Source organism: Paenarthrobacter ureafaciens (assembly GCF_004028095.1).
Taxonomy (GTDB): Bacteria; Actinomycetota; Actinomycetes; order Actinomycetales; family Micrococcaceae; genus Arthrobacter; species Arthrobacter ureafaciens.
Window position 1 is genome coordinate 18,766 of sequence record NZ_SBHM01000004.1, and the last position, 24,946, is coordinate 43,711.

General features: G+C 63.3%; 21 protein-coding genes. 15 read left to right on the forward strand and 6 right to left on the reverse strand.

Features of this window, described 5'->3' with window-relative positions; translation table 11 throughout:
- Positions 1-16: 16 nt before the first annotated feature.
- Positions 17-1,276 carry a DNA recombination protein RmuC gene (locus AUR_RS00940; RefSeq protein WP_062097377.1) on the reverse strand — a complete coding sequence of 420 codons (1,260 nt, stop codon included), beginning with the start codon at positions 1,274-1,276 and terminating at the stop codon, positions 17-19.
- 114 nt (positions 1,277-1,390) lie between these two features.
- On the opposite strand from AUR_RS00940, the gene ychF reads away from it, so the two are divergent.
- From ychF to AUR_RS00975, 7 genes are all read left to right on the forward strand, one after another.
- Positions 1,391-2,476 carry a redox-regulated ATPase YchF gene (gene ychF / locus AUR_RS00945; protein ID WP_062099270.1) on the forward strand — a complete coding sequence of 362 codons (1,086 nt, stop codon included), beginning with the start codon at positions 1,391-1,393 and terminating at the stop codon, positions 2,474-2,476.
- A gap of 44 nt (positions 2,477-2,520) precedes the next feature.
- Positions 2,521-5,121 carry an excinuclease ABC subunit UvrA gene (gene uvrA, locus AUR_RS00950; protein ID WP_062097375.1) on the forward strand — a complete coding sequence of 867 codons (2,601 nt, stop codon included), beginning with the start codon at positions 2,521-2,523 and terminating at the stop codon, positions 5,119-5,121.
- Positions 5,122-5,418: 297 nt separating this feature from the next.
- Positions 5,419-5,868, forward strand: coding sequence for an XRE family transcriptional regulator (locus AUR_RS20385; protein ID WP_082694531.1), 450 nt, complete (start codon positions 5,419-5,421; stop codon positions 5,866-5,868).
- A gap of 438 nt (positions 5,869-6,306) precedes the next feature.
- Complete coding sequence (locus AUR_RS00960) at positions 6,307-7,989, forward strand: peptide ABC transporter substrate-binding protein (RefSeq protein ID WP_062097371.1); 1,683 nt, start codon at positions 6,307-6,309, stop codon at positions 7,987-7,989.
- A gap of 125 nt (positions 7,990-8,114) precedes the next feature.
- Positions 8,115-9,041, forward strand: coding sequence for an ABC transporter permease (locus AUR_RS00965; protein WP_021471758.1), 927 nt, complete (start codon positions 8,115-8,117; stop codon positions 9,039-9,041).
- A complete protein-coding gene (locus AUR_RS00970) occupies positions 9,034-9,978 on the forward strand; it encodes an ABC transporter permease (protein WP_021471759.1) in 945 nt (314 codons plus the stop codon). Before AUR_RS00965 ends, AUR_RS00970 begins: the two co-directional genes overlap by 8 nt.
- Positions 9,979-9,988: 10 nt before the next feature.
- Positions 9,989-11,698: an ABC transporter ATP-binding protein gene (locus AUR_RS00975; protein WP_062097369.1), complete on the forward strand. Its 1,710-nt coding sequence runs from the start codon at positions 9,989-9,991 to the stop codon at positions 11,696-11,698.
- A gap of 87 nt (positions 11,699-11,785) precedes the next feature.
- On the opposite strand, the gene AUR_RS00980 is transcribed toward AUR_RS00975, so the two are convergent.
- Complete coding sequence (locus AUR_RS00980) at positions 11,786-12,637, reverse strand: SGNH/GDSL hydrolase family protein (protein WP_082694532.1); 852 nt, start codon at positions 12,635-12,637, stop codon at positions 11,786-11,788.
- Between the two features lie 284 nt (positions 12,638-12,921).
- On the opposite strand from AUR_RS00980, the gene typA reads away from it, so the two are divergent.
- Positions 12,922-14,838 carry a translational GTPase TypA gene (gene typA / locus AUR_RS00985; protein ID WP_021471763.1) on the forward strand — a complete coding sequence of 639 codons (1,917 nt, stop codon included), beginning with the start codon at positions 12,922-12,924 and terminating at the stop codon, positions 14,836-14,838.
- 25 nt (positions 14,839-14,863) lie between these two features.
- Complete coding sequence (locus tag AUR_RS00990; protein ID WP_021471764.1) at positions 14,864-15,277, forward strand: hypothetical protein; 414 nt, start codon at positions 14,864-14,866, stop codon at positions 15,275-15,277.
- Positions 15,278-15,282: 5 nt separating this feature from the next.
- On the opposite strand, the gene AUR_RS00995 is transcribed toward AUR_RS00990, so the two are convergent.
- Positions 15,283-15,522: a putative acetyltransferase gene (locus tag AUR_RS00995; protein WP_021471765.1), complete on the reverse strand. Its 240-nt coding sequence runs from the start codon at positions 15,520-15,522 to the stop codon at positions 15,283-15,285.
- A gap of 134 nt (positions 15,523-15,656) precedes the next feature.
- Here AUR_RS00995 and fdxA point away from each other — a divergent pair, with 134 nt between their 5' ends.
- The 3 genes from fdxA to AUR_RS01010 all read left to right on the forward strand — a co-directional run bounded on the left by fdxA (position 15,657) and on the right by AUR_RS01010 (position 18,662).
- On the forward strand, positions 15,657-15,983 hold the full coding sequence (gene fdxA / locus AUR_RS01000; protein WP_018776555.1) for a ferredoxin: 327 nt from the start codon (positions 15,657-15,659) through the stop codon (positions 15,981-15,983).
- A gap of 14 nt (positions 15,984-15,997) precedes the next feature.
- Positions 15,998-17,146 (forward strand): succinyldiaminopimelate transaminase, encoded by a 1,149-nt coding sequence (gene dapC / locus AUR_RS01005; RefSeq protein WP_062099268.1) that lies wholly within the window; start codon positions 15,998-16,000, stop codon positions 17,144-17,146.
- A gap of 232 nt (positions 17,147-17,378) precedes the next feature.
- Positions 17,379-18,662 carry a citrate synthase gene (locus AUR_RS01010; RefSeq protein WP_021471767.1) on the forward strand — a complete coding sequence of 428 codons (1,284 nt, stop codon included), beginning with the start codon at positions 17,379-17,381 and terminating at the stop codon, positions 18,660-18,662.
- Positions 18,663-18,749: 87 nt separating this feature from the next.
- Here AUR_RS01010 and galE read toward each other — a convergent pair whose 3' ends face one another.
- Entirely contained in the window at positions 18,750-19,787 is a 1,038-nt protein-coding gene (gene galE, locus AUR_RS01015) for a UDP-glucose 4-epimerase GalE (RefSeq protein WP_062099266.1), read from the reverse strand.
- Positions 19,788-19,867: 80 nt separating this feature from the next.
- On the opposite strand from galE, the gene AUR_RS01020 reads away from it, so the two are divergent.
- The 3 genes from AUR_RS01020 to AUR_RS01030 all read left to right on the forward strand — a co-directional run bounded on the left by AUR_RS01020 (position 19,868) and on the right by AUR_RS01030 (position 22,275).
- Positions 19,868-20,488 carry a TetR/AcrR family transcriptional regulator gene (locus AUR_RS01020; RefSeq protein WP_062097365.1) on the forward strand — a complete coding sequence of 207 codons (621 nt, stop codon included), beginning with the start codon at positions 19,868-19,870 and terminating at the stop codon, positions 20,486-20,488.
- Between the two features lie 91 nt (positions 20,489-20,579).
- Positions 20,580-21,191, forward strand: a complete 612-nt coding sequence (locus tag AUR_RS01025) for a hypothetical protein (RefSeq protein WP_031216320.1) — start codon at positions 20,580-20,582, stop codon at positions 21,189-21,191.
- A gap of 106 nt (positions 21,192-21,297) precedes the next feature.
- Entirely contained in the window at positions 21,298-22,275 is a 978-nt protein-coding gene (locus AUR_RS01030) for an IS481 family transposase (RefSeq protein ID WP_062096667.1), read from the forward strand.
- Between the two features lie 181 nt (positions 22,276-22,456).
- Here AUR_RS01030 and AUR_RS01035 read toward each other — a convergent pair whose 3' ends face one another.
- Both AUR_RS01035 and AUR_RS01040 read right to left on the reverse strand, forming a co-directional pair.
- A complete protein-coding gene (locus AUR_RS01035) occupies positions 22,457-24,013 on the reverse strand; it encodes an IS1182 family transposase (protein WP_062097362.1) in 1,557 nt (518 codons plus the stop codon).
- 100 nt (positions 24,014-24,113) lie between these two features.
- Complete coding sequence (locus AUR_RS01040; RefSeq protein ID WP_421913083.1) at positions 24,114-24,929, reverse strand: transglycosylase SLT domain-containing protein; 816 nt, start codon at positions 24,927-24,929, stop codon at positions 24,114-24,116.
- Positions 24,930-24,946: the final 17 nt, after the last annotated feature.

Below are 24,946 nucleotides of genomic sequence, written 5' to 3' on the forward strand. Positions count from 1 at the left end.
GTGCCCTGTCAGGTCCTCAGGCGGCAGACTCCCTGCTTGCATCTGCGTCGATGCCCCTGTCGCTCGGCTCTACAGCGAGGAGTTCGGGTGCTGCGAGGGAGCGCGGGACCACTTCCACCGAAGCAGGTGAGGTGAGGCCGGCGTCATCCATGGTGTTGAGCTTGCGCGCGGTCGGAAGAACCCGGGCTTCAAGCGTGCCAACCATCGCGTTGTACCGGTCCACGGACGTCTTCAGTGAGCTGCCCAGCTTGCCGACATTTTCCCCCAAGGTGCCCATGCGCTCGTAAAGCTGCTTGGCCAGCTCGAAGAGCTCGTGCGCGCTGTCCGTGAGGACGTCCTGGCGCCAGGTGAACGCCACCGACTTGAGGACTGCCAAGAGCGTTCCGGGCGATGCCAGGACGACGTTCTTGGAGAGCGCATGCTCCAGGAGCCCGGCGTCCGCTTCCAGAGCCGAGGCGAGGATCGACTCCGCCGGCAGGAAACAGATCACTAACTCGGGGGAGTTGCCCGGGATGTCCCAGTACTTCTTTGCCGCCAAGGCGTCAATGTGGGCCTTGAGGGCCTTCGCATGCTGGGCCAGAAGACTCTTGGAATCCTGACGGGCCTGGTCCGTGACTGATTCTCCCAGGGCACCCTCTCCGTGGATCTGTTCCTGCGCCGCCAGGTACGACCCAAGAGGTACCTTGGCGTCCACCACCAGTTGCTTGCTGCCCGGCAACTGGACCACGAGGTCGGGCCGCAGCGTGTTCTCACTCCGCACGGAATGGACTTGCTCGTAGAAGTCGACGTGGCGCATCATTCCGGAGGCCTCAACCACCCGGCGGAGCTGGACTTCGCCCCACTGGCCACGGGCACTGTTGGAACGGAGAGCCGAGGCCAGCGCATGCGTCGACCTCAGGAGTTGCTCGTCGGAAAGGCGGGCATCCTGCAACTGCTGGGCGAGTTGGCCGTACTGCTCCACGCGGTCGCGCTCCAGCAGTGAGACCTGCTGCTGGACGGCTGTCAGCTTCTCCGCAACCGGGGCCAGGGCGCGCAGCACGCTGCCGTCCGAGTTCCTGGATTCGCTGAGCTCGCGGTTCTGTGCGAACAGAAGGCGACGTTCGGCGTCGGCGGCTGCGTACTGGGCGGTCACCTCCGAGAGGCGCGCCGAAACGGCGTCGAAATCCGCTTCCAATCCCGCACCCCGGCGACGGAAGACAACGTACGCGATGCCAAGTCCCAGTGCTGCTCCGATCAGCAGCATCAACAAGGCCAGAACCACTCCAAATCCATCCATGCAGTAACCCTGTCACAGGGGTACGACAGTTTTAGTGCAGGGCCCTGCCGGGGTGTCCCAACCCGGAGGGAGCTGAATCGGAACGGCGTGCGCTACCGGGTAGAATCAATGCTCGTGGCTCTTACTATTGGCATCGTCGGACTGCCCAACGTCGGCAAATCAACCCTCTTCAACGCACTGACCCGGAACCAGGTTCTTGCAGCGAACTACCCGTTCGCAACCATCGAACCAAACGTCGGCGTCGTGAACCTGCCTGACCCGCGTCTGCAAAAGCTGGCTGAAATCTTCGGTTCCCAGCGGCAGTTGCCGGCAACCGTGTCCTTCGTGGACATCGCGGGCATCGTCAAGGGCGCCTCCGAGGGCGAAGGCCTGGGCAACCAGTTCCTGGCGAACATCCGCGAAGCCGAGGCCATCGCCCAGGTCATCCGGGTGTTCGACGATCCCGACGTTGTCCACGTTGACGGCAAGGTCGATCCGCGTTCGGATATGGAAACCATCAACACCGAACTGATCCTGGCCGATCTGCAGACGATCGAAAAAGCCATTCCGCGCATCGAAAAAGAAATCAAGATCAAGAAGCGCGAGGCTGCCGAGCTCAACGCCATCAAGGCAGCCCAAGCGGTGCTGGAGCGTGGCGACACGATCTTCTCCTCGATCAAGAGCGACAAGCTGGAGCTGGAGTACCTGAAGGAGCTCAGCCTCCTCACAGCCAAACCGTTCATCTACGTCTTCAACGCAGATGAAGGCATCCTGGGCAGCGCGGAGAAGCAGGAAGAACTGCGCGCTATGGTTGCTCCCGCCGACTGCATCTTCCTGGACGCCAAGCTCGAGGCGGACCTCGTTGAACTCGACGAGGAAGAAGCCCGCGAGATGTTGGAAATGAACGGCCAGACCGAGTCCGGCCTTGACCAGCTGGCCCGGGTTGGCTTCCACACTCTTGGCCTGCAGACGTACCTCACCGCCGGGCCCAAGGAAACGCGCGCATGGACCATTCGCCAAGGTGACACCGCCCCGCAAGCTGCCGGCGTCATCCACACCGATTTCCAGCGCGGCTTCATCAAGGCTGAGGTTGTCTCCTTCGACGACCTCGTCGATGCCGGCTCCATGGCCGAGGCCAAGTCCCGCGGCAAGGTCCGGATCGAAGGCAAGGACTATGTCATGTCCGACGGCGACGTGGTGGAGTTCCGCTTCAACGTCTGACGCTGCGGCGTCGCCGCCCCACGGCCACCGATAGAGTCGGACCGATGACTAGTGAACAGTATGCTTCCGATCTGCCTGCGCTGACCTTGTCCGCGCTGGATCCCGACCACTCCGGATATGGCTTTGTCCAGGTTCGTGGCGCCCGGGAAAACAACCTGCGCAACGTGGACGTTGACGTGCCTCGCGACGCCATCGTGGCGTTTACCGGCGTGTCAGGCTCAGGGAAGTCGTCGTTGGCCTTCGGTACCATCTATGCCGAAGCCCAGCGCCGGTACTTCGAATCTGTCGCGCCGTACGCACGCCGGCTCATCCAGCAGGGGCACAACCCAAAGGTGGAGCAGATCACGGGCCTGCCGCCCGCCGTCGCGCTTCAGCAGCGCCGCGGTACAGCTACGGCCCGGTCCACGGTTGGCACTGTCACTACGCTGTCCAACTCGCTGCGCATGCTTTTCTCGCGCGCCGGCAGCTACCCGGAAGGTTCCGGTCAGCTGGACTCGGATGCCTTCTCCCCGAACACCGCGGCAGGTGCCTGCCCGGAATGCCATGGCTTGGGCGTCGCGCACACCGTCAGTGAAAACTCCCTTGTCCCTGACCCTTCCCTCAGCATTCGCGAGGGCGCCATCGCCGCCTGGCCCGGCGCATGGCAGGGCAAGAACCTGCGCGATATCCTGGCCCATCTCGGCTACGACATCGAAACCCCGTGGCGGAAGCTACCCAAGAAGGACCGTGACTGGATCCTTTTCACGGAAGAGCAGCCGGTGGTGGAGGTGAGGCCGCAACGCGACCGTGTCGCCAAGCCGTACAAGGGCCGGTTCTGGAGCGCCCGGAGCTACGTGCTGCACACTTTGGCAGACTCCAAAAGCTCCGCCATGCGCGACCGCGTGCTGCGCTTCATGCAGACGGGACCGTGCCCGCGCTGTGCCGGCAGCGGGCTCAGGGCGGAAGCCTTGGCTGTTACTTTTGCCGGAAAGACCATCGCCGAGCTGAACGCCTTGTCCATGACCGAGCTGGCGGAGGTAATCCGGCCCACCACGGAACTGACGGCAGCCGGTACCGCTTCCCGCAAGCAGTCTTCAGGCGAAGGCAATGAGGTGGCTGTCGCCATCACCCGGGACCTGTTGATGCGGATCACTGTGCTGTTGGATTTGGGGCTGGGTTACCTTGCCTTGGGCCGTTCCACGCCCACGCTCTCCCCGGGAGAGATGCAGCGCCTCAGGATTGCCACCCAGCTCCGTTCCGGGTTATTCGGTGTGATCTACGTGCTTGACGAGCCCTCCGCCGGTCTCCACCCCGCCGACGCCGAACCCTTGCTCGCGGTCCTGGACCGACTCAAGTCATCCGGCAATTCCGTGTTCGTGGTGGAGCACAACATGGATCTGGTAAGCCGCGCGGACTGGTTGGTGGATGTGGGTCCGCGCGCCGGTGAAGGAGGAGGCGAGGTGCTCTACAGCGGCCCGGTAGCCGGCCTCGCCGAGGTCCCCGAATCCGTGACGAGGCCCTTCTTGTTCCCGAATGATTCCGATGGAACGGTCGACGGCGGTTCGGTCGCAGATTTTGCCCGCAGCAGAGGTACCCGCCGGGAACCGGTTGGTTGGCTGGAACTCCGGGACATCAGCCGGCATAACCTGCGCAAACTCGACGCCGACTTTCCGCTGGGGGTGCTGACCGCGGTGACCGGCGTGTCCGGCTCAGGCAAGTCGACTCTGGTCAGCCAGGTTCTGGCCGGGATGGTGGGTGCTCAATTGCGTCCGGACGCCGATGCTCTTGGGGAACCGGCGTCGGAGGAGCACGGCACTGAGGCCGGGAACCCCGCCGAAGCGCTGACAGGAAAATGCGTCTCGGGGCTGGGGCAGTTGGACCGGCTTGTAAAGGTGGACCAGAAACCGATCGGCCGTACTCCGCGCTCCAACCTCGCGACGTATACGGGACTCTTCGACGCCGTTCGGAAGGAATTCGCCGCCACGGACGAAGCCCGCGCCCGCGGCTTCGACACCGGACGGTTTTCCTTCAACGTGGCCGGAGGCCGCTGTGAGACCTGTCAGGGCGAAGGGTTCGTGGCCGTTGAACTGCTGTTCCTGCCCGGAAGCTACGGGCCCTGCCCCGAGTGCCACGGCACGCGCTACAAGCCGGAAACGCTGGAAGTCAGTTACCGCGGCAAAAACATCGCCGAGGTCCTCGCCATGACGGTGGACTCCGCCGCAGAGTTCCTTACAGACGTGCCTGCCGCCGCGCGCAGCCTCAAGACCCTGCGCGAGGTAGGTTTGGGCTACCTGAGATTGGGCCAGCCCGCCACCGAACTCTCCGGTGGAGAGGCCCAGCGCATCAAGCTCGCTACCGAACTGCAGCGGGCCCAGCGTGGCCACACCCTCTATGTGCTGGATGAGCCCACCACAGGATTGCACCCCTCAGATGTCCAGCTTCTGATGGCGCAGCTGCACCGGCTGGTCGATGCCGGCAACACAGTGATCGTGGTCGAACACGACATGGACGTGGTGGCCGGCGCTGACTGGGTGATCGACCTGGGCCCCGCGGGAGGCGACGCCGGCGGCCGGATCATCGCCGCCGGAACGCCGGTTGAGGTGGCGTGCTCCGCTGAGAGCCGGACGGCGCCGTATTTGGCAGCGGCACTGCGGGGCCAACCCTGAAAAGACATACAAGTGAGGCATGGTATCCGCGTTATCCACATACGGCAGCGGGGCCCTCTGCAGAGGGACACGATGAGGGTGCAGGGCACCACCACTTCCTGTGCCCTTTCTGACTCCGACGCTGAGTATGCCATCCCCTATCTGCGACGGGCCCGTACTTTCGTGCGGGCCGTCGCTGAGGAAGGTCGAGGCATGGTGTACCTGATCGGGTAAGGACACCGCCCGGGCAATGGTGGTTGCGGGGATTACCGTGGCGCCGGGTCACCGGAGACACTGGGCATATCAAGCGATACTGTGATGGGCGTGGGCAACGTGGTGCGTGAGGTTAGGGAAGCAGCAGGGCTTAGCCAAGCTGAGCTCGCTCTACGTTCCGGAGTAGCTCAACCCAACATAGCTGCATATGAAACGGGTCGACGCAGGGCTTCGGCTTCCATGCTGCAAAGGTTGCGGGCGGCTGCTCAGCCCCTGCCGCATGATGCACTCGCTAATCATCGCCATGAATTGACCGATTTGGCATCTCGATACCGGCTAAGCAACGTTCGTGTCTTTGGTTCAGCAGCCCGTGGCACCGACCGCCCCGGAAGTGATCTCGATATCCTCGTCACACGTTCGCCTGGGGTAGGGCTCTTGACCATAGCTGCCTTCGCTGCAGCTGCAAGTGAGTTATTAGGTGTTGAGGTGGACGTCGTCACCGACGGGGGACTGCGCCCGGACCATGAGATTCTGACCACGGCAATCGCTGTATGACTGAACGGGACGTCGCTGCCTTGGGAATCCGGCCGATGTCCCGGGGTTGGCAGCAGAGTCGCTGGTTCTCAAATTAGGGGAGCGTCGCCCGGCTAACCCCGCTACTACGAGCGATCACCCAGAGGTGTCCTGCTGTATTAATCCCCCGCCCTGCTGATTTGTCAGCAGGACCGGGGATTCTTTATGCCCAAAATCAGCCCTGTCCTGCTGTCAGACAGCGAATGTTACCACCGGGTAGCGATTGACTTGAAATCGTTGGCAGATTAGGCAACTAGAGGTTGCGGAACGGTTACAGTTTGGTTGGTTTGTTCCAACATCTGGACGCAATGTGGGTAGGCTTACACTCACATGTAGGCAACGTCACAGTAGGAAACTGTGCCCGCGCCTGGGGAGAACCTGGTTTCTCCCTGCCCAACTCCACGACTCATAGGAGGCGGAATGCGTTTCTCGCGCACTTCCAAAGCTCTAGGCATTGCGGCGATCGTCGCTCTCGCCGTAACCGGTTGCGGCGGCGGTTCCGGCAGCAACACGGACAGCTCTGCCGCGAGTGATCCCAACAAGGTCATCACCGCATACAGCAACGAACCGCAGAACCCGCTGCTCCCCGCGAACACCAATGAGGTGTACGGTGGCCGCGTCGTCGAGCTCCTCTTTGAGGGCCTGCGCGCGTACGACCCGAGCGGCAAGCCGGTCAACGCACTGGCAGAATCCATTGAAACCACGGATTCCCAGAACTGGACCATCAAGGTCAAGTCCGGCGCCAAATTCACCAACGGGGAAGCCATCACGGCCAAGACCTTCGTTGACTCCTGGAACTTTGCTGCGCTGAGCACCAACCTCCAGAACAACGGCTTCTTCTTCGAATCCATCGAGGGCTACGCCGATGTCAGCGCGGTCAACGAGACCACCGGCGCTGACGGCAAGAAGACCTCCACCCCGGCTCCGACCGCACAGACCATGTCCGGCCTCGCCGCCAAGGATGACCAGACCATCACGGTCAAGCTCTCCCAGCCGGAAGCTGACTGGTCCCTCCGCTTGGGTTACTCCGCCTTCTACCCGCTTCCCTCCGAAGCACTGAAGGACCCGAAGAAGTTCGGCGAGAACCCGGTCGGCAACGGCCCGTACAAGTTCGAGAAGGAAGGTGCCTGGGTACACGACCAGTCCATCTCCCTGGTCAAGAACACTGATTACAGCGGGCCTCGTGCTGCCAAGAACGGCGGCGTGACCTTCAAGTTCTACACGGATCCGGGCCCGGCATACACGGACCTGCAGGCTGACAACCTCGACGTCACCGACGTCCTGCCGTCCAACGCCCTGAAGACCTACACCACGGACTTCCAGGACCGTAACTCCACCAAGCCGGTGGCCAACAACTCCACGTTGAACATCCCGGGTTACAACAAGAACTTCCAGGGTGAAGCCGGCAAACTGCGTCGCCAGGCGCTGTCCCACGCGATCAACCGCGATGAGATCACCAAGGTGATCTTCAACGGCACCCGCACCCCGGCAACCGAGTTCACTGCTCCGGTGCTTGACGGATACTCGGACTCCATCAAGGGCAACGATGTCCTGAAGTTCGATGCCCAGAAGGCAAAGGATCTCTGGGCCCAGGCCGAGAAGATCCAGCCGTATGATTCCTCCAAGCCGCTGCAGATCGCTTCCAACACCGATGGTGGCAACAAGGAATGGATCGACGCCGTAGCCAATGGCTTCAAGAACAACCTCGGCATCGAAGCTGAGATCCAGCCATTCGCCAAGTTCGCTGAAGTCCTCGACCTGCGCAAGTCCCAGTCCCTGCCGGGCCTGACCCGCGCCGGCTGGCAGGGCGACTACCCGTCGCTCTACAACTTCCTCGGCCCGGTCTGGGCAACCAACGCTTCCTCCAACTACGAGAAGTACTCGAACCCCGAGTTCGACAAGCTCCTCAAGGAGGGCCTGGGTGCCAAGACTCCTGAAGAAGCAAACGCCAAGTTCAACCAGGCACAGGAGATCCTGTTCCAGGACCTCCCCGGCCTGCCGCTGTGGTACCTGAACCGTCCGATCGTGTGGAGCAACAACGTCGTATCAGCTGAGACTGGCTGGAACGGCGGCATCCTCTACTACAACATCGAGGCCAAGTAATCCTCAGGATCTGAACTTGCCGTGAGGCATTGGGGCCCGGCCATGGCGCCGGGCCCCAATTGCTTGCCTCGGCAGGAAGGCAAACATGACACACCAACACCCGTCCAGAGAAAGGGGGGTGAACCGTGGTCCGCTACATTCTGCGTAGGCTCCTCCAGGTGATTCCCGTCTTCCTGGGAACCACGCTCCTTGTCTACTACATGGTGTTCGCGCTGCCCGGTGATCCCATCGCGGCCCTCTTCGGCGAACGCCAGCCCCCGCAGAGCGTCATCGACGCACTCCGCGCGCAGTACAACCTGGACCAGCCGTTCTGGGTCCAGTACGGAATCTTCCTGAAGAACCTCTTCACCTTCAACCTCGGCGTTGACTTCACGCAGCAGCCCATCGCGGCAGCACTGGGCCGGGCTTTCCCGGTCACTGCCATGCTGGCCATCGAAGCCCTGATCATCCAGGCCGTCTTCGGCATCGCCTTCGGTGTCTTCGCCGGACTCCGCAAGGGCAAGCTGTTCGACTCCACCGTCCTGGTGGCATCCCTCATCGTGATCGCCGTCCCGACGTTCGTGCTCGGCTTCGTCTTCCAGTTGGTTTTTGGTGTCCAGCTGGGATGGGCAAAACCAACGGTCGGCGCCAACGCGGACTGGGGCAACCTGATCCTGCCCGCAGTCGTGCTGGGGCTCGTCTCCTTTGCCTACGTGCTGCGCCTCACCCGGGCATCGGTCAGTGAGAACATGAACGCCGATTACGTCCGCACTGCCACCGCCAAGGGCCTCTCGCGTCCGCGCGTGGTCATGGCGCACATCCTGCGGAACTCCCTGATCCCCGTGGTGACCTACCTGGGTGCGAACCTTGGCGGCCTCATGGGCGGCGCGATCGTCACCGAAGGCATTTTCAACGTCCCCGGCGTGGGCAACAAGCTGTTCCAAGCAATCCAGCGCAGCGAAGGTCCCACCATTGTGGCCATCGTCAGCGTCCTGGTCCTTGTGTTTGTGGTGACCAACCTCCTGGTTGACCTCCTGTACGCCTGGCTCGATCCGAGGATCCGTTATGAGTAGTAATACCGAACACTTCGTAGCCCCGGTGGAGGAAACTCCGCTGCTGGCCACCGACACCGTCAAGACGGAACAGGCACCCCTCAGCCTGTGGGCCGATGCGTGGCGCAAGCTGCGCAGGCGTCCGATGTTCATCATCTCGGCGTTGCTCATCCTGCTGTTGGTGGTCGTGGCGCTCTTCCCGGGCCTGTTCACCAACGTTGAACCGAACAACGACTGCCAGCTGGCCAACTCCGAGGGCGGCCCGACGGCGGGACACCCCTTGGGCTTCACGCTCCAGGGTTGTGACGTCTACTCACGCGTGATCCACGGAACGCAGGCTTCCTTGTCCGTGGGCATCCTGTCCGTGCTTTGCGTCATCATCATCGGCGTTACGCTGGGCGCCCTTGCCGGCTACTACGGTGGCTGGTTGGATGCCGTACTGGCCCGACTCGGCGACATCTTCTTCGCACTGCCGATCATCCTTGGTGCGCTGGTTATCACCCAGCTGCCGCTGTTCCGCGAGAACCGGAGTGTGTGGACGGTGGTCCTCACCATATCCCTGCTGGCCTGGCCGCAGATGGCCCGCATCACCCGCGGTGCCGTCATCGAGGTACGCAATGCGGACTTCGTGACTGCTGCCCGGTCCCTGGGTGTTTCCAAGTTCGGCGCGCTGGTCAAGCACGCACTTCCCAACGCCCTGGCGCCGGTGATCGTCCTGGCCACCCTTGAGCTCGGTGTCTTCATCGTCCTTGAAGCCACGTTGTCCTTCCTGGGTGTCGGTCTTCCCACGAGCGTCATGTCGTGGGGTAACGACATCTCGGCAGCCAACGCCTCCATCCGCACCAACCCGGGCATCCTGTTGTACCCGGCTGCGGCCTTGTCCATCACCGTCCTGAGCTTCATCATGCTTGGCGACGCCGTCCGTGACGCTCTTGATCCCAAGAGCCGACAGCGCTAAGGAGGCCATCATGACTTCTGCCAACATCAGCATTGATGAAGCCACGGCCCCGGCACAGCCGCTCCTTGAGATCAAGGATCTTGCCATCACGTTCAAGACCGGGTCCGGTGAGGTGAAAGCGGTCAAGAACGCCCACCTGACCATCATGCCGGGCGAGACAGTCGCCATTGTGGGGGAGTCCGGTTCAGGCAAATCGACGACGGCGCTTGCCGCCATTGGACTGTTGCCCAATAACGGCCGCGTCTCCGGTGGGCAGATCGTCCTGGAAGGGGAGGACATTGCCCACGCGTCGGAAAAGCGGATGATCGAACTGCGCGGCAGCCACATCGGCATGGTTCCGCAGGATCCGATGTCCAACCTGAACCCCGTCTGGAAGATCGGGTACCAGGTCCGCGAGACGCTCAAGGCGAACGGACGTCCGGATGGTCCGGATGACGTTGCACGGGCGTTAGCCGAGGCCGGCCTGCCGGACGCTGCCCGCCGTGCAAAGCAGTACCCGCACGAGTTCTCCGGCGGTATGCGCCAGCGCGCGCTGATCGCCATCGGCTTGAGCTGCCAGCCCAAGCTCTTGATTGCCGACGAGCCCACATCCGCGCTGGACGTAACGGTCCAGCGCAAGATTCTGGACCACCTGGAAACCATGACGACGGAGCTTGGCACGTCTGTGCTGCTCATTACCCACGACCTCGGCCTGGCTGCCGAGCGCGCGGACAAAGTAGTGGTCATGTACCAGGGCAACGTGGTGGAAGCGGGTCCTTCGCTGGAACTGCTCCGGAACCCGCAGCACCCCTACACGCGCCGCCTTGTGGAGTCGGCTCCGTCCCTGGCCTCCCGCCGCATTCAGGTAGCCAAGGAGCAGGGGGTCGAGGCCGAGGATCTGCTGGCGCCGACGGATGCTGCCAAGGAAAAGTCTGCGGACGACGTCCTGCAGATCAAGGACCTCCGCAAGGTCTACAAGCTGCGCCAGGGTCTGGGTAAAACGACGGACTTCGCTGCCGTGGACGGGGTGAGCTTCAACGTCAAGCGCGGTACCACCACGGCGATTGTAGGCGAGTCCGGTTCCGGCAAGTCCACTGTGGCCAAGATGGTGCTGCAGTTGGAGAGCCCCACGGACGGGCAGATTCTCTTCGATGGTGTTGATACAGCGGGGTTGAAGGGCAAGGAGCTGTTCAAGTTCCGGCGCCGCGTGCAGCCGATCTTCCAGGACCCCTACGGTTCGCTGGATCCGATGTACAACATCTACCGGACCATCGAGGAGCCGCTGCGCGTCCACAAGATCGGCAATGCGGCAAGCCGCGAGAAGAAGGTCCGGGAGCTGCTGGACCAGGTCGCCTTGCCGCAGACCACCATGCAGCGTTACCCGAACGAGCTCTCCGGCGGCCAGCGCCAGCGTATTGCGATCGCGCGTGCCCTGGCCTTGGATCCCGAGGTCATCATCTGTGACGAGGCTGTTTCCGCACTGGACGTCCTGGTCCAGGCGCAGGTGCTCAATCTCCTCGCTGAACTTCAGGACAACCTCGGCCTGACGTACCTGTTCATCACGCACGACCTCGCGGTGGTCCGCCAGATCGCCGATCACGTCTGCGTCATGGAAAAGGGCAAGCTGGTAGAGACGGGAAGGACCGACGACGTCTTCGACAACCCGCAGCAGGCCTACACGCAGGCCCTGCTGGATGCGATCCCGGGCGGCTCGCTGCTGCTGCCCCCGGCGGTGGCATAACCGGCGTCGTACTTCCGGTCAGTAGAGCAATGGCAAAGCCGGTGGTCCCCGAAAGGGAACCACCGGCTTTGCCGTTTAAGGGACTAATTACGACGCCGGTTGCGGCGCGGTATCGCTGTCCGGCCGCGGAGCCAGCCCGAGGGCAGCAAGCTGGCCTGCCAAGACCTTGCCCAGCTTCTCGTGGCCGGACGGTTTCATGTGGACGTTGTCTTGCAGGTCCTTCGCCGCGTCGAAGCGCGTGAGCCAGTCGCCGGCGCTGACGAACGGAATGTTGTTCTTGGCAGCAACCCTGCCGAGGAGGGCATCCACTTCCGTCCGCCGTCCGCCGCCGTTGGCAGCCCCCTTGGCCAGGGTGCCGATCATGGCCATCCTCGAGCCGGGGTACCGCTTCTTCAGCACCGCCAGGAGCCGTTCGGCGTTGGAAGCGACCTGCGCGTCCGTGGCTTTCTGGGCGGCGTCATTGCCGCCGCCTTGGATGACGATCAGCGGCGGGCTCCCGTAGGGGAGCACCCAGTCACCGCGCTGGAGGGCGTCAATGTAGTTACCGGTCTTGTCGTTGGCGGCCACGAAGCCGGTGCCACCCATCCCTGCCACGTACAGCTTGTAGCCGAGGGCAGCGATGCCGCGTTGTGGCCACGAGTCCTTGGGCTGGGACTGGGAGTCGCCAATGAGGACAGCCGTGTGCCGGACATCGGCCAAGACGATTTCGTTCCGGTTGTTCGCAGGGTTCCTGTAGAGGGAGCCTGCGGGCAGGTTCGGAGCGGGGGACTCCGGAGCCATGCTCTGGGGTTTTTCCGCGGCGGCCGTCGCTGCCGCTGCGGGCGCGGCTGAGCGTGAAGTGGCGGCAGGGGATGGCTGGCTTGTTCCGCAGCCGGCCGCCAGAACGCCTACGGCGATCAACGGTGCGAGCATGCGGAACACGGCCGAAGCTTTTCGCATCGATTTTCTCCGAAGGGCACTGGTTCCTGCAGACATCATGGGGCACGGCGCGAAGAAAATCCAGCATCTTGATTGAACATTTAGCAAACGCTGCGGCGGCGTAGGCAGGGGCACATCCGGGCCCCTGAAGTATTGCTTTTTAGGCCCTCTCATGCGTGTGCGTTTAGAATAGCCATAGGTGCCCTGTGTCCCGGGGTCTTTTCGTTGTGTATTCCGGTCAGGAAGATCAGGTTTGCGCGCGGATTACAACAGCTGACTTCACCACTGAAACGAGTCATAAACGCATGTCTGAAACTACCGTTAATACTGCGTCGCGGAGCGATCTGCGCAACGTCGCGATCGTTGCACACGTTGACCACGGCAAGACCACCCTGGTCGATGCCATGCTCAAGCAGACCAACTCCTTCGCCTCCCACGGCGAGGTTGAGGACCGCGTCATGGATTCCGGTGACCTGGAGCGCGAAAAGGGCATCACCATCCTCGCCAAGAACACCACGGTTGCCTACAACGGCCCGTCCTCCAATGGCGAGACCATCACCATCAACGTCATCGACACCCCCGGCCACGCCGACTTCGGTGGCGAAGTTGAGCGCGGGCTCTCGATGGTTGACGGCGTCGTGCTGCTGGTCGACTCTTCCGAAGGTCCCCTTCCGCAGACCCGCTTCGTCCTCCGCAAGGCACTGGCTGCCCACCTGCCGGTGATCCTCCTGGTCAACAAGACCGACCGCCCCGACGCCCGTATCGACGAGGTTGTGCACGAGTCCATGGACCTCCTCCTGGGCCTGGCCTCCGATCTCGCCGACGAAGTTCCGGACCTGGACCTGGACAAGGTCCTGGAGGTTCCGGTCGTTTACGCAGCAGCCAAGGTCGGCCGCGCATCCCTCGAACAGCCTGCCAACGGCTCGGCTCCGGAGAACGAGGACCTTGAGCCCCTGTTCAAGACGATCATCGAGCACATTCCGGCCCCGACGTACAACCCGGAGGGTGTGCTGCAGGCACACGTGACCAACCTGGACGCCTCCCCGTTCCTCGGTCGCCTCGCCCTGCTCCGCATCTACAACGGAACCCTCCGCAAGGGCCAGCAGGTTGCCTGGGCCCGCCAGAACGGCGAGCTGAAGACCGTCAAGATCACCGAGCTCCTGGCCACCAAGGCACTGGAGCGCGTACCGGCTGAATCCGCAGGACCCGGCGAGATCGTTGCCGTCGCGGGCATCGAAGACATCACCATCGGTGAGACTCTCACCGATCTGGAAAACCCGCAGCCGCTGCCCCTGATCAAGGTGGACGATCCCGCGATCTCCATGACGATCGGTATCAACACCTCGCCGCTGGCCGGCAAGGTCAAGGGTGCCAAGGTCACCGCGCGCCAGGTGAAGGACCGCCTGGACAAGGAACTGATCGGTAACGTCTCCATCAAGGTGCTCCCCACCGAGCGTCCCGACGCCTGGGAAGTCCAGGGCCGTGGCGAGCTCGCGCTGGCCATCCTCGTTGAGCAGATGCGTCGTGAAGGCTTCGAACTCACCGTCGGCAAGCCGCAGGTAGTCACCAAGACCATCGACGGCAAGCTGCACGAGCCGATGGAACACATGACCATCGACGTGCCTGAAGAGTACCTGGGTGCCGTAACGCAGCTCATGGCTGCCCGCAAGGGTCGCATGACCAACATGGCCAACCACGGCACCGGCTGGTGCCGCATGGAATTCATCGTTCCCGCCCGTGGCCTTATCGGCTTCCGTACCCGGTTCCTCACGGACACCCGTGGTGCCGGTATCGCTGCCTCGATCTCCGAGGGCTACGAGCCGTGGGCCGGCCCGATCGAATACCGCACCAACGGTTCGATGATCGCCGACCGCGCCGGTGTTGTGACTCCGTTCGCCATGATCAACCTCCAAGAGCGCGGATCCTTCTTCGTGAAGCCCACCTCCGAGGTGTACGAAGGCATGATCGTCGGCGAGAACTCCCGCGCCGACGACATGGATGTGAACATCACCAAGGAAAAGAAGCTCACCAACATGCGTGCGGCTTCTTCGGATTCCTTCGAGAACCTGACCCCGCCGCGTGAGCTCACCCTGGAAGAGTCGCTCGAGTTCGCCCGCGAGGACGAGTGCGTTGAGGTCACCCCGGAGGACATCCGCATCCGCAAGGTGATCCTGGACTCGAACGAGCGCGCGAAGGCCAACCGCGCCCGCGCCCGCGCATAGTCGCCGCAGGGAACCGAATCTCTGCATGAAGAGGGGAGCCGCCAGTACAGCCCGCAGCATTGCTGCAGCCGTACTGGCGGCTCTTTTCGTCTCCCTTGCGGGCACGGCCCTGCACCGGCAGACCGTATCCGTGGCCGGCGTCGAACTTCCCTGGGGCATTTGTGCCGCGCTGCTGTTGCTGGCCTCCGTGCAGCTGTGGCTGGCGGCATGGCGCCGTTCGGTTGTCCCGACGGCGGTGGCCGGCATTGTGACCTACGCTGCGGTGGGGGTGCTGTCTTCGGGCGGTCCCGCCAAGCAATTGGTCCTGGCGGACGTCGCGGGAAACGTCTGGGTCTACGGCATCGCCGGCGTGACGTTCATCATGCTCTTGGTCGCCAGCCGTCTTCGCGCCCGGTGGAATGCCGCCGTCGACGTTGCGTCAACGGCAAGAGAAGACTGAACCTCTCAGCGCACGGTCGGCTGACGCCGCGGCGGAGGGGGCGGTACCTGCTTGGCTGCGATCACCAATTCCAAGGGAATTTCGACGTCGGACGTCCGGGTCCGCACGGTGCAGCTGGTTTCGCCGGCCTCCAGCAAGTAGCCCAGTGCATCCGTGAGGCCGTCGGCAATCCTGTAGCGCACCACTACCCGTGTACCGGGCTCGGCTGTCTGGAGGAATTGAACGGGCGGCAGCGTTTGGGTCACCGATTCATACTATGACGCGGGCTAGGTTGGCGTCGCGGCACTGATGGATAATAGGTTGGAAGTTCAGTGCCCGGCATATTGTCGGGAGTATTACCCGGCCTGTTGCCGGGACAAACCGTTGAGAGGTCTGGGACGTGACGTACGTAATCGCGCAGCCGTGTGTGGATGTCAAGGACAAGGCATGCATCGAAGAGTGCCCTGTTGACTGCATTTACGAAGGTGAGCGTTCCCTCTACATTCACCCCGACGAATGCGTCGACTGTGGTGCCTGCGAGCCCGTGTGCCCGGTGGAAGCCATCTACTACGAGGATGACACCCCGGAAGAGTGGGCCGACTACTACAAGGCCAACGTCGAATTCTTTGACGACCTTGGCTCTCCGGGCGGTGCTGCGAAGATCGGGAACACTGGCAAGGACCACCCGTTCATTGCCGCCCTGCCGCCGCAGAACCAAGACCACTAGAGGTGGCTGCGCCCTTGATTTCCGCGGCGCCCGCGTTCGGCCTTAACCTTCCCGATTACCCGTGGGAGGCCATGGCGCCGTATGTTGCGACCGCTTCGAAGCACCCTGACGGAGTAGTCAACCTCTCCATCGGAACTCCCGTGGATCCCACGCCGGGCCTCATCCGTGAGGCCTTGGCGTCGGCATCGGATGCCCACGGTTATCCCACTGTCCACGGCACTGCACCGCTGCGCCAGGCTGTGGTGGATTGGTTCGCCAGCCGTCGTGGCGTCCCCGGCCTGCACCCCCGCGACGTGATGCCTACTGTGGGTTCCAAGGAACTGGTCGCCTGGCTTCCCTTCCTCCTGGGTCTGGGAAGCGGCGATGTGGTGGTGCGCCCCACGGTGGCTTACCCGACCTACGACATCGGTGCCACGCTTGCCGGAGCCACGGCCGTTGCCGCGGATGACCTTGACGAACTTGATGCCGCCACCCGCGCCAAGGTGCGGTTGGTCTGGATCAACTCGCCGGGCAACCCGACGGGCAGCGTCAGGGACGTCGAATCCATGCGGCGAATCGTCGCCCAGGCCCGGGAAAACGGCGCTGTGGTGGCATCGGACGAATGCTATGCGGAACTGGGCTGGGGTGCTTGGGACGCCCAACGCGGGGGAGAACCGGTACCCAGTGTGCTGGACCCGCGCGTTACTGGTGGTTCCACTGACGGGCTGCTGAGTGTGTACTCCCTGAGCAAGCAATCCAACCTGGCCGGCTACCGGGCCGCGTTCGTGGCCGGCGACGCCGCCATCATGGCGAACCTGGTTAACAGCCGTAAGCATGCCGGAATGATTGTGCCCTACCCGGTGCAGGAAGCCATGCGGGTGGCATTGGGCGACGCCGACCATGTCCTGGCGCAGAAGGACCTCTACAGGAGCCGCCGCGAGAGGCTGGTTCCGGCGCTGGAGAAGTTTGGACTGACCATTCACGACTCCGACGCGGGACTCTACTTGTGGTCGACGGCCGGAGAAGCCACGTGGGATACCGTGGCACGGTTCGCCGGGCTGGGCATCGTGGTGGGACCAGGCGTGTTCTATGGCGAGGCGGGCAGCGGCTTCGTTCGCGTGGCGTTGACTGGCACGGACGAACGAATCGACGCGGCTGTGAAGAGGTTGAACTCGGTCGCATAACGAAGCTGTGACTTGCGGCACAATTAGCGTGTTTCCGCCAGTAATCGTTGGGCTTGGATTAGTTCCCGACGGTTACTGGCGGTAGCTTTTTAATTGACTATCAATGGTGGCCTTCAATAAGAAAGCACTCCGGCCGTTGGAGTCCTGCAACAGCAGGGCAGAACACGGCGTCACCAGAAGTTGATTGGACAAGCGTTCTATAGAGGCCCAGAGGCCTCGTGAAGGGGACTCCATGACTGAGACCACCAGCGCGACACTGCGCCATGCCGGCGGGGAACTTGAACTGCCGCGCATCAAGGTTGTAGAAGGAAACGAAGGCTATGACGTTTCCAAGCTGCTGAAGCAGACGGGCGCCGTTGCCTATGACCCCGGCTTCATGAACACCGCAGCTACCACATCGGCCATCACGTACATTGACGGTGACGCAGGCATCCTGCGCTACCGCGGGTACCCCATTGAGCAGCTCGCACAGCACTCGAACTTCCTGGAAGTTTCCTACCTGCTGATCTACGGCAACCTGCCGACCCCCACCGAACTGGAAGAGTTCGATCAGCGCATCCGTCGCCACACCCTGCTGCACGAAGAGCTGAAGGGCTTCTTCGGCGGCTTCCCGCGCGACGCCCACCCGATGCCGGTGCTGTCCTCGGCTGTTTCCGCGCTGTCCACCTTCTACCAGGACTCGCTGGATCCGTTCAACGCCGAACACGTGGAAGTTTCCACCATCCGGCTCATGGCCAAGCTTCCGGTGATCGCTGCCTACGCCCACAAGAAGTCCATCGGCCAGCCCATGCTGTACCCGGACAACTCCATGAACCTCGTGGAGAACTTCCTGCGCCTGAGCTTCGGCCTCCCGGCTGAGCAGTACGAGCTCGACCCCGTTGTGGTCAAGGCTTTGGATCTCCTGCTCATCCTGCACGCCGACCACGAGCAGAACTGCTCCACGTCCACGGTGCGCCTGGTGGGTTCGTCCAACGCAAACCTCTTCGCCTCCGTTTCGGCAGGCATCAACGCACTCTTCGGCCCTGCCCACGGCGGTGCCAACGAGGCCGTGCTGAAGATGCTCCGCCAGATCCAGGCCGAGGGCATCAAGCCTGAGGACTACATGGAGAAGGTCAAGAACAAGGAAGACGGCGTCCGCCTCATGGGCTTCGGGCACCGTGTCTACAAGAACTACGACCCCCGTGCGAAGATCATCAAGGCCACGGCCCACGAGGTCCTCAGCAAGCTCGGCGGTAACGACGAACTGCTGGACATCGCCATGCGCCTGGAAGAAAAGGCCCTCGCGGACGACTACTTCATCCAGCGCAAGCTGTACCCGAACGTCGACTTCTACACCGGCCTCATCTACAAGGCCATGGGCTTCCCGGAGAAGATGTTCACCGTTCTCTTCGCCATCGGACGCCTCCCGGGCTGGATTGCCCAGTGGCGTGAGATGATCAACGATCCCCAGACCAAGATCGGCCGTCCGCGGCAGCTCTACACGGGGGAGCCGGAGCGCAACTACCCGGCCAACTGATACTGCAGCAGAGCCAATAACGACGGCGGCCGCCCACCTCGCGCGAGGTGGGCGGCCGCCGTCGTTGGTCACCGAAGAGGTGCCCGCCTAGGCTTGGGTCGCGGCAGGCTCGGTGGCGTTGTATCCGTACGGGTTGTTCTTCTGCCAGCGCCAGTGGTCTTCGCACATCTGGTCCACGGTCTTGGTAGTGGACCAGCCAAGGTCTGCCAAAGCGGAGGAAGCGTCGGCCCAGAAGGCAGGAAGGTCTCCTGCGCGGCGTCCCGTGATCTCGTAGGGGATGGGCCGGCCCACGGCTTTCTCGAACGAGCGGAGGACTTCCAGCACCGAGGATCCTTTGCCCGAACCGAGGTTCCAGCGGCGGACGCCCTGGCGGGACGCGATGTAGTTCAATGCGGCCACGTGCCCCTCCGCGAGGTCAACCACGTGGATGTAGTCACGCTGGGCGGTGCCGTCAGGGGTGTCGTAGTCGCCGCCGAAGACCATGAGCTTCTCGCGGCGGCCTACGGCAACCTGGGCAATGAACGGAACGAGGTTATTCGGGATGCCCTGCGGGTCTTCGCCGATCCGGCCCGAGGGATGGGCGCCCACCGGGTTGAAATAGCGCAGCAGTGCTATATGCCAGCGGTCATCGGCGTTGCCAAGATCGGAGAGGATGTCCTCGATCTGTTCCTTGGTGCGGCCGTACGGATTGTTGGCGCCGATCTCCATCTTCTCGATGTAGGGGATCGGGTTGTGTTCGCCATAGACAGTTGCCGAGGAGCTGAAAACGATCGATCGGACGTTGTGCTTGTCCATGACGCGGAGAAGGTTCAGCGTGCCCACGATGTTGTTGTAGTAGTAGGCCAAGGGCTCCTGGACTGATTCGCCCACTGCCTTCAGGCCCGCGAAGTGGATGACCGCGTCGATGTCGTGCTGGCCGAAGACCGCCTCGACGGCCGGCTCGTCCACCAGGTCCACCTCGTGGAAGGCGGCGGTTTTGCCTGTCAGTTCAGACACCCGCCGCAGCGACTCTTCGCTGGAGTTCACGAGGTTGTCGAGAACGACGACGTCGTGGCCGGCTTCCTGGAGGGACAAAACGGTGTGCGAACCGATATAGCCGGTGCCGCCCGTGACAAGAATTTTCATGGTGTCTACGCTATCGGAAATCGGAGCCACGCCGCTCAGTGTTGAGCGTGGTGGAAGCACATTCGTGCTAGAAAATACTGGTGCCCAAAATTGTTGATGCCGAAGTCCGGCGCCAGGAAGTTGTCCAAGCCGTATTTCGCATCATTGCCAGCGACGGCTTGCATAGGGCATCACTCCGCGAGGTGGCCGATGAAGCGGGGCTCGCCGTCGGATCGGTCCGCCACTATTTCGCCAGCAGCGATGAACTCCTGGTGTACTCCTTCGCCTCCGTTGTGGACCGGATTGTTGCCCGCCTGGAAGCGGCTCTGGCGCTGGTAGAAGATAGTGAGGGCGCTGAACACCACAATGCCGTTCTGAACCTCCTGGGTCAGCTCCTGCCCTTGGATGAGGAATCGGCCGTGGACGCCTGCGTATGGATGGCTTTCCGGCAGGCAGCGCGGATCACCCCGGTGTTGGCCCCCGAAGCCGAACGCAGCCACCGTTCGGTCGCCGCCGTCATCGGCCGGTTGATGGTGCTGTTGCGTCCACAGGACGTCGACAACCCGCAGGCGCTGGTGACGGAAGCGGAACGCCTCCTGGCCACTGTGGACGGATTATGCATGCATGCGCTGTTGCAGCCTGAATGGATGACCGCGGCCATGTGCAGCGACGTCCTGGAAGCACACCTCCAAACCCTTCAGGCGGCTTCGGCCCGGGTCTAACCTCGAAGCCGTGCCCCCGGGCCGTTACCCCCGGGGCCCTTCAGGAATAGACTGGGACATGTCGGGAACCCTGTCCAAGGGAGGAATTCGGATGCATGAGTCAGGCGGCCCGGGATGGCGCATCACCATGGACACGTCAGGGCCGATGCTCATCGCCTTGTACTTGCGGGACGTAGCCGGACTCGACGGCGTCGGAAAGCCGATGCTGGCCCACGCCGCTCCCAAGATCCGCCAAGCCGACCATAGCCACCTCACCTCGGATGTGGGAGGTATCAGCGCGCTGAAAACCGAATGGGAAGCGTGGTGGGAGAAGCTCGTCAAGTCCTATCCCGAACCGGCCCAGGAGCTTACTCCACCCAGTTTCAAGGCCTTCGGCAACTCACCGGCCCTACAAAGGGTGTTGCAGGCGCACTTTGGAGCTGCACTGGCCTGGGCCACGGACAGGATCGACGAATACGCGGATCTCGAAGCGGCCCGCGAAGCCAACGGAGTCACCAACGTCCTCAACGAGCTGGTGGAGGACCGGCTCCTGGAAGTGGGGCGGAGCTCGCGCGACTTCGACCTCACCATCATCGAGCTTCCGCTGACTGAGCCACGGGCCTGGTACCTGGAGCCGAGCACGATCTTCATGAGCCATAGGCTCCTGTCCCAGCCGGATGTGTTCCGCAGCTACGTCCAGCCGGTGGTGGAGCTTCTTGCCTAGGTGTAGTTCCCATGGAGGTTGTGAACAGCGTGGCGTGATGTAAAAGGCGAAAGCCTCCGGTATCGATTTGGGTTACCACACTCATCTCGACGCCAGGAGGCTCTCGTTGTCCTACGTTACCCATGCCAACGCCGATCTGACACCTAAGGCCAGGGCGAAGCTGGCCCGTTTGGTCGTTGAGGAGGGCTGGACGTTGCGCCGGGCCGCGGAACGTTTTCAATGCTCACCAGCGACGGCCAAGAAGTGGGTGGACCGCTACAGGGTCCGTGGTGAGGACGGCATGGCTGACGCGTCCTCCCGCCCGCGGCGGAGCCCGAAACGCACCCCCGTACGCACCGAACGCCGCATTGTGGGGTTGAGGTTCAATCGGCGGTGGGGACCGCACCGGATAGCGGCCCACCTGGGCTTGGCCCGCTCCACCGTCGGCAAGGTCCTGACCCGGTACCGGATGCCCCGGCTGGCCTGTCTGGATCAGGGCACCGGTCTGCCCGTTCGCACACCTGCACCGCAGCGCTACGAGCACGAGAACCCCGGAGACCTGATCCACGTGGACATCAAGAAGCTTGGGCGCATCCCCGACGGCGGCGGACACCGCGCCCTCGGACGCGCCAAGGGGCAGCGGAACCGCCGTGCCGGGACCGGTTATGCCTACCTGCATCATGCCGTCGATGACCACACCCGGCTCGCGTACTCCGAAATCCTCAACGACGAAAAGAAGGAAACGGCCGCCGCCTTCTGGCTGCGAGCCGCCGCATTCTTCGCCGCCCACGGCATCACCGTCAAAGCGGTGCTCACGGACAACGGGTCCTGCTACCGCTCCCGGACCTTCGCAGCAGCCCTGGGACCGCACCTCAAACACCGGCGCACCCGCCCCTACCGACCCCAAACCAACGGCAAGGTGGAACGCTTCAACCGCACCCTCGCCACCGAATGGGCCTACGCCCGGCCCTACACCTCAGAAACCGAGCGCGCCGCCACCTACCCGGCATGGCTCCACCATTACAATCATCACCGAACCCATACCGGCATCGGAGGCAAAACCCCCATCAGCCGCGTTCACAACCTCAGTGGGAATTACACCTAGGAGGGCTGCTGAACAAAGGTGATTATGGGGCGGGCGGAACGCCACCAATGGGCCGTCAAGCGGCATATTCAGGTCAGCACCCTTGGGTGCGACAACGGGGTCGTTCCGCCCGCTGAGATCATTGTGCACCCGGATGCGGGCGTCATCCAGTGGTTGGATGGGCTTGGTCCGGGTGGCTGGTTCATCCGATCGCCCAGGAGCCTTCGTTCGTGGTGAGTCCGAGGTTGAGCAGCCGTCGCAGGTTCAGTCCGGCGATCCGGAGTTGGAGCCAGGCGTTGTTCCGGCTGATCCCGCGGTGCCGGACGCGGCGGTTGCCGCGGGTCAGCCAGGCGATGGAGCGTTCGACCATGGGCCGGTGGGCGCGGTATTGGTCCTGGAAGTCCTGGTCCTTAGCGCGTTGACGGTGCTCGCGCTGCAACGCGTCGTGTTCGTGCAGGACGAGTTTCCGGCCCCGTGGCGAAGTGGTGCACCGGGTCCTGAGCGGGCAGCCGGCGCACGCGGCACCGAACGTGACCCGGCGTTTGGTGCTGATGGGCCGGGTGAGCCCGTTCGGGCAGGTCGCGGTCCCGGCTGCTTCGTCGACGGTGAAGTCATCAAGGCTGAACCCGCCCTCGACGGCAGGGCGCAGCGGCCAGGGTTTGATGATCGGAGCATGCCCGCTCAGGGTCAGGGCGGCGAGCATTTCCCCGGACCCGTAGGCCGAATCAGCCAGAACCTGAATGCTGCCAGTGATCGTGTGGTCATTGGTGACCAGCCGGGCACCAACGGACCCGTCGCTGTTCTCCGGCCCGGAGGCTTTCGTCAGTTCCGCTGCGGTAATCAGCCCGGTATCGGGCTCGATCACGATGTGGGCTTTGAACCCGTCCTGCTGCCGGGCTTGGGTCTTATGGGCATGCCGGGTATCGGGATCCACGGTGGAGATCATCCGGTCCGGGGCGACCTTCCGGGCAATCCGCCACCGCCCGTCAGTGCCGTCCGAATCATCGGCCGGTTCCACGTCCTGCCCCGCGACCAGGGCCAGCAGCGCGTACGCCTCAGCGGCCCTGCCCTCGAGGGATTCGGGATCGACGGCGGCCAGCAAAGCCAGCGCGTCGGTGACCAGCGCAGTGATCAATCCGTCCTTGGCGTCCTGGTCATCCCAAGCGATGTCCGGTTTGCCAGTGCGGGTGTAGTCATACCCGGCCGCATGGGTGGCCACGAGGTGCTTCCCGCCGGGGATATCGCGGCCGAAACGGCGGACCGCGGCGATCAACTGGGTGATGGTGTCCTGCCTCGCGACCGCGTCATCGAGGACCGTGGAGTCCACAGCCCGCCGGCGCTTGCCCACCAGGACCCCGGTCTCGGTGATGACCTCGGCGATGGCCTCCATGATCCGATGCGGGTTCCCCGACGCGGCCAGACGCCTGCGCCAGTACGTCAGCGTGGACGGATGAAACGCCGTATCGGTCAGCCCGTAACCACACGCAGCCTTCCACCGCAGATCGTACGTCAACGCCTCCGCCGTTTCCCGGTCCGATAAACCCTGCAAAGCCTGCAACACCAGCACCGAGCCGATCACCGGCGCCGGAACCGAGGGCCGGCCCCGCCGCGACGGAAACAAGTCCTCCATCACCGAATCCGGGAACAACCGCCCCCTGTTCTTGGCCAGAAAAGCGAAGACACTACCCGGGGCCAACAACTCCCCGGCCAGTGCCTCCACATCCAAATACCCGCGTTGCGCGTCCTCGCGTCCTTGCATAAGACCAGTCTTAACCACCAGCCCCACCAGTCCAGCCGACGCGCCTTAACACCACCGACTAATTCAGCAGCCTCCTAGGCCTGCTGCCTGAACCTGTCGCCTAGGTGGTGGGGGCTGACACCGTGATGGTCACACCGTCCGATGCCGCCGCAGAGTCGGTCCAGCCTTTGCGCTGTTCCCTGTTCCAGGTCCGGCCGGCCGCATCAACCTGGGTAATCGACAGTGCCTTGGCATTGGCCACGGCCCAATGGGCCACAGCCCACGCCTGCGGGCCCGTCACCTCAAGGCGCACCGACCGTCCATCGACGCCGGCCACTTGGGTGCCGAACGCCGTCGTGAGTTCATCCACGACGGCGGCAGGGTCACCGGCCGCTTCCGGCATCCTCAACTCGCAGTCCAACGCTGCTTCGGAATGACCCGTCAGGGCAGAAGCGAAGGCACGTCCCATGGGTTCATGCTGGGCATACGCGCGCGGGAAGGCCGACCTCTGGACTGCCTGCGCCGCCTGCGTGATTTCCATGCTTTCGTAGCCGGGAATCTTCACCAGCCCGTCATAGAAAGCATTCGCGGCGTAGGTGGGATCCATGACCTGGGCTTCGGTTCCCCAGCCTTGGGATGGCCTCTGTTGGAACAGTCCGCGGGAATCCGGGCCGGCCTCATCCCCATAGTTGATATTCCGCAGGCGTGACTCCTGCATCGCCGTTGCCAGGGCAATGCTGGCCGCGCGCGGAGGCAGACCACGGCGGACGGCCACAGCCGTAATGAGCGCCGTGTTCGCGGTTTGGTCTGTGGCGAGTTCGAAGCTGGCTGAGCCCACCACAGCGACGCAGCGCTCCGAGACCAGTGTCTCGGAGCGCTGCAGCACGGCGACTATGGCGTAAACGGCGCCGGCCACCAAGGCCAAGGCCAGCACCATGACGATGATGCGGCGCA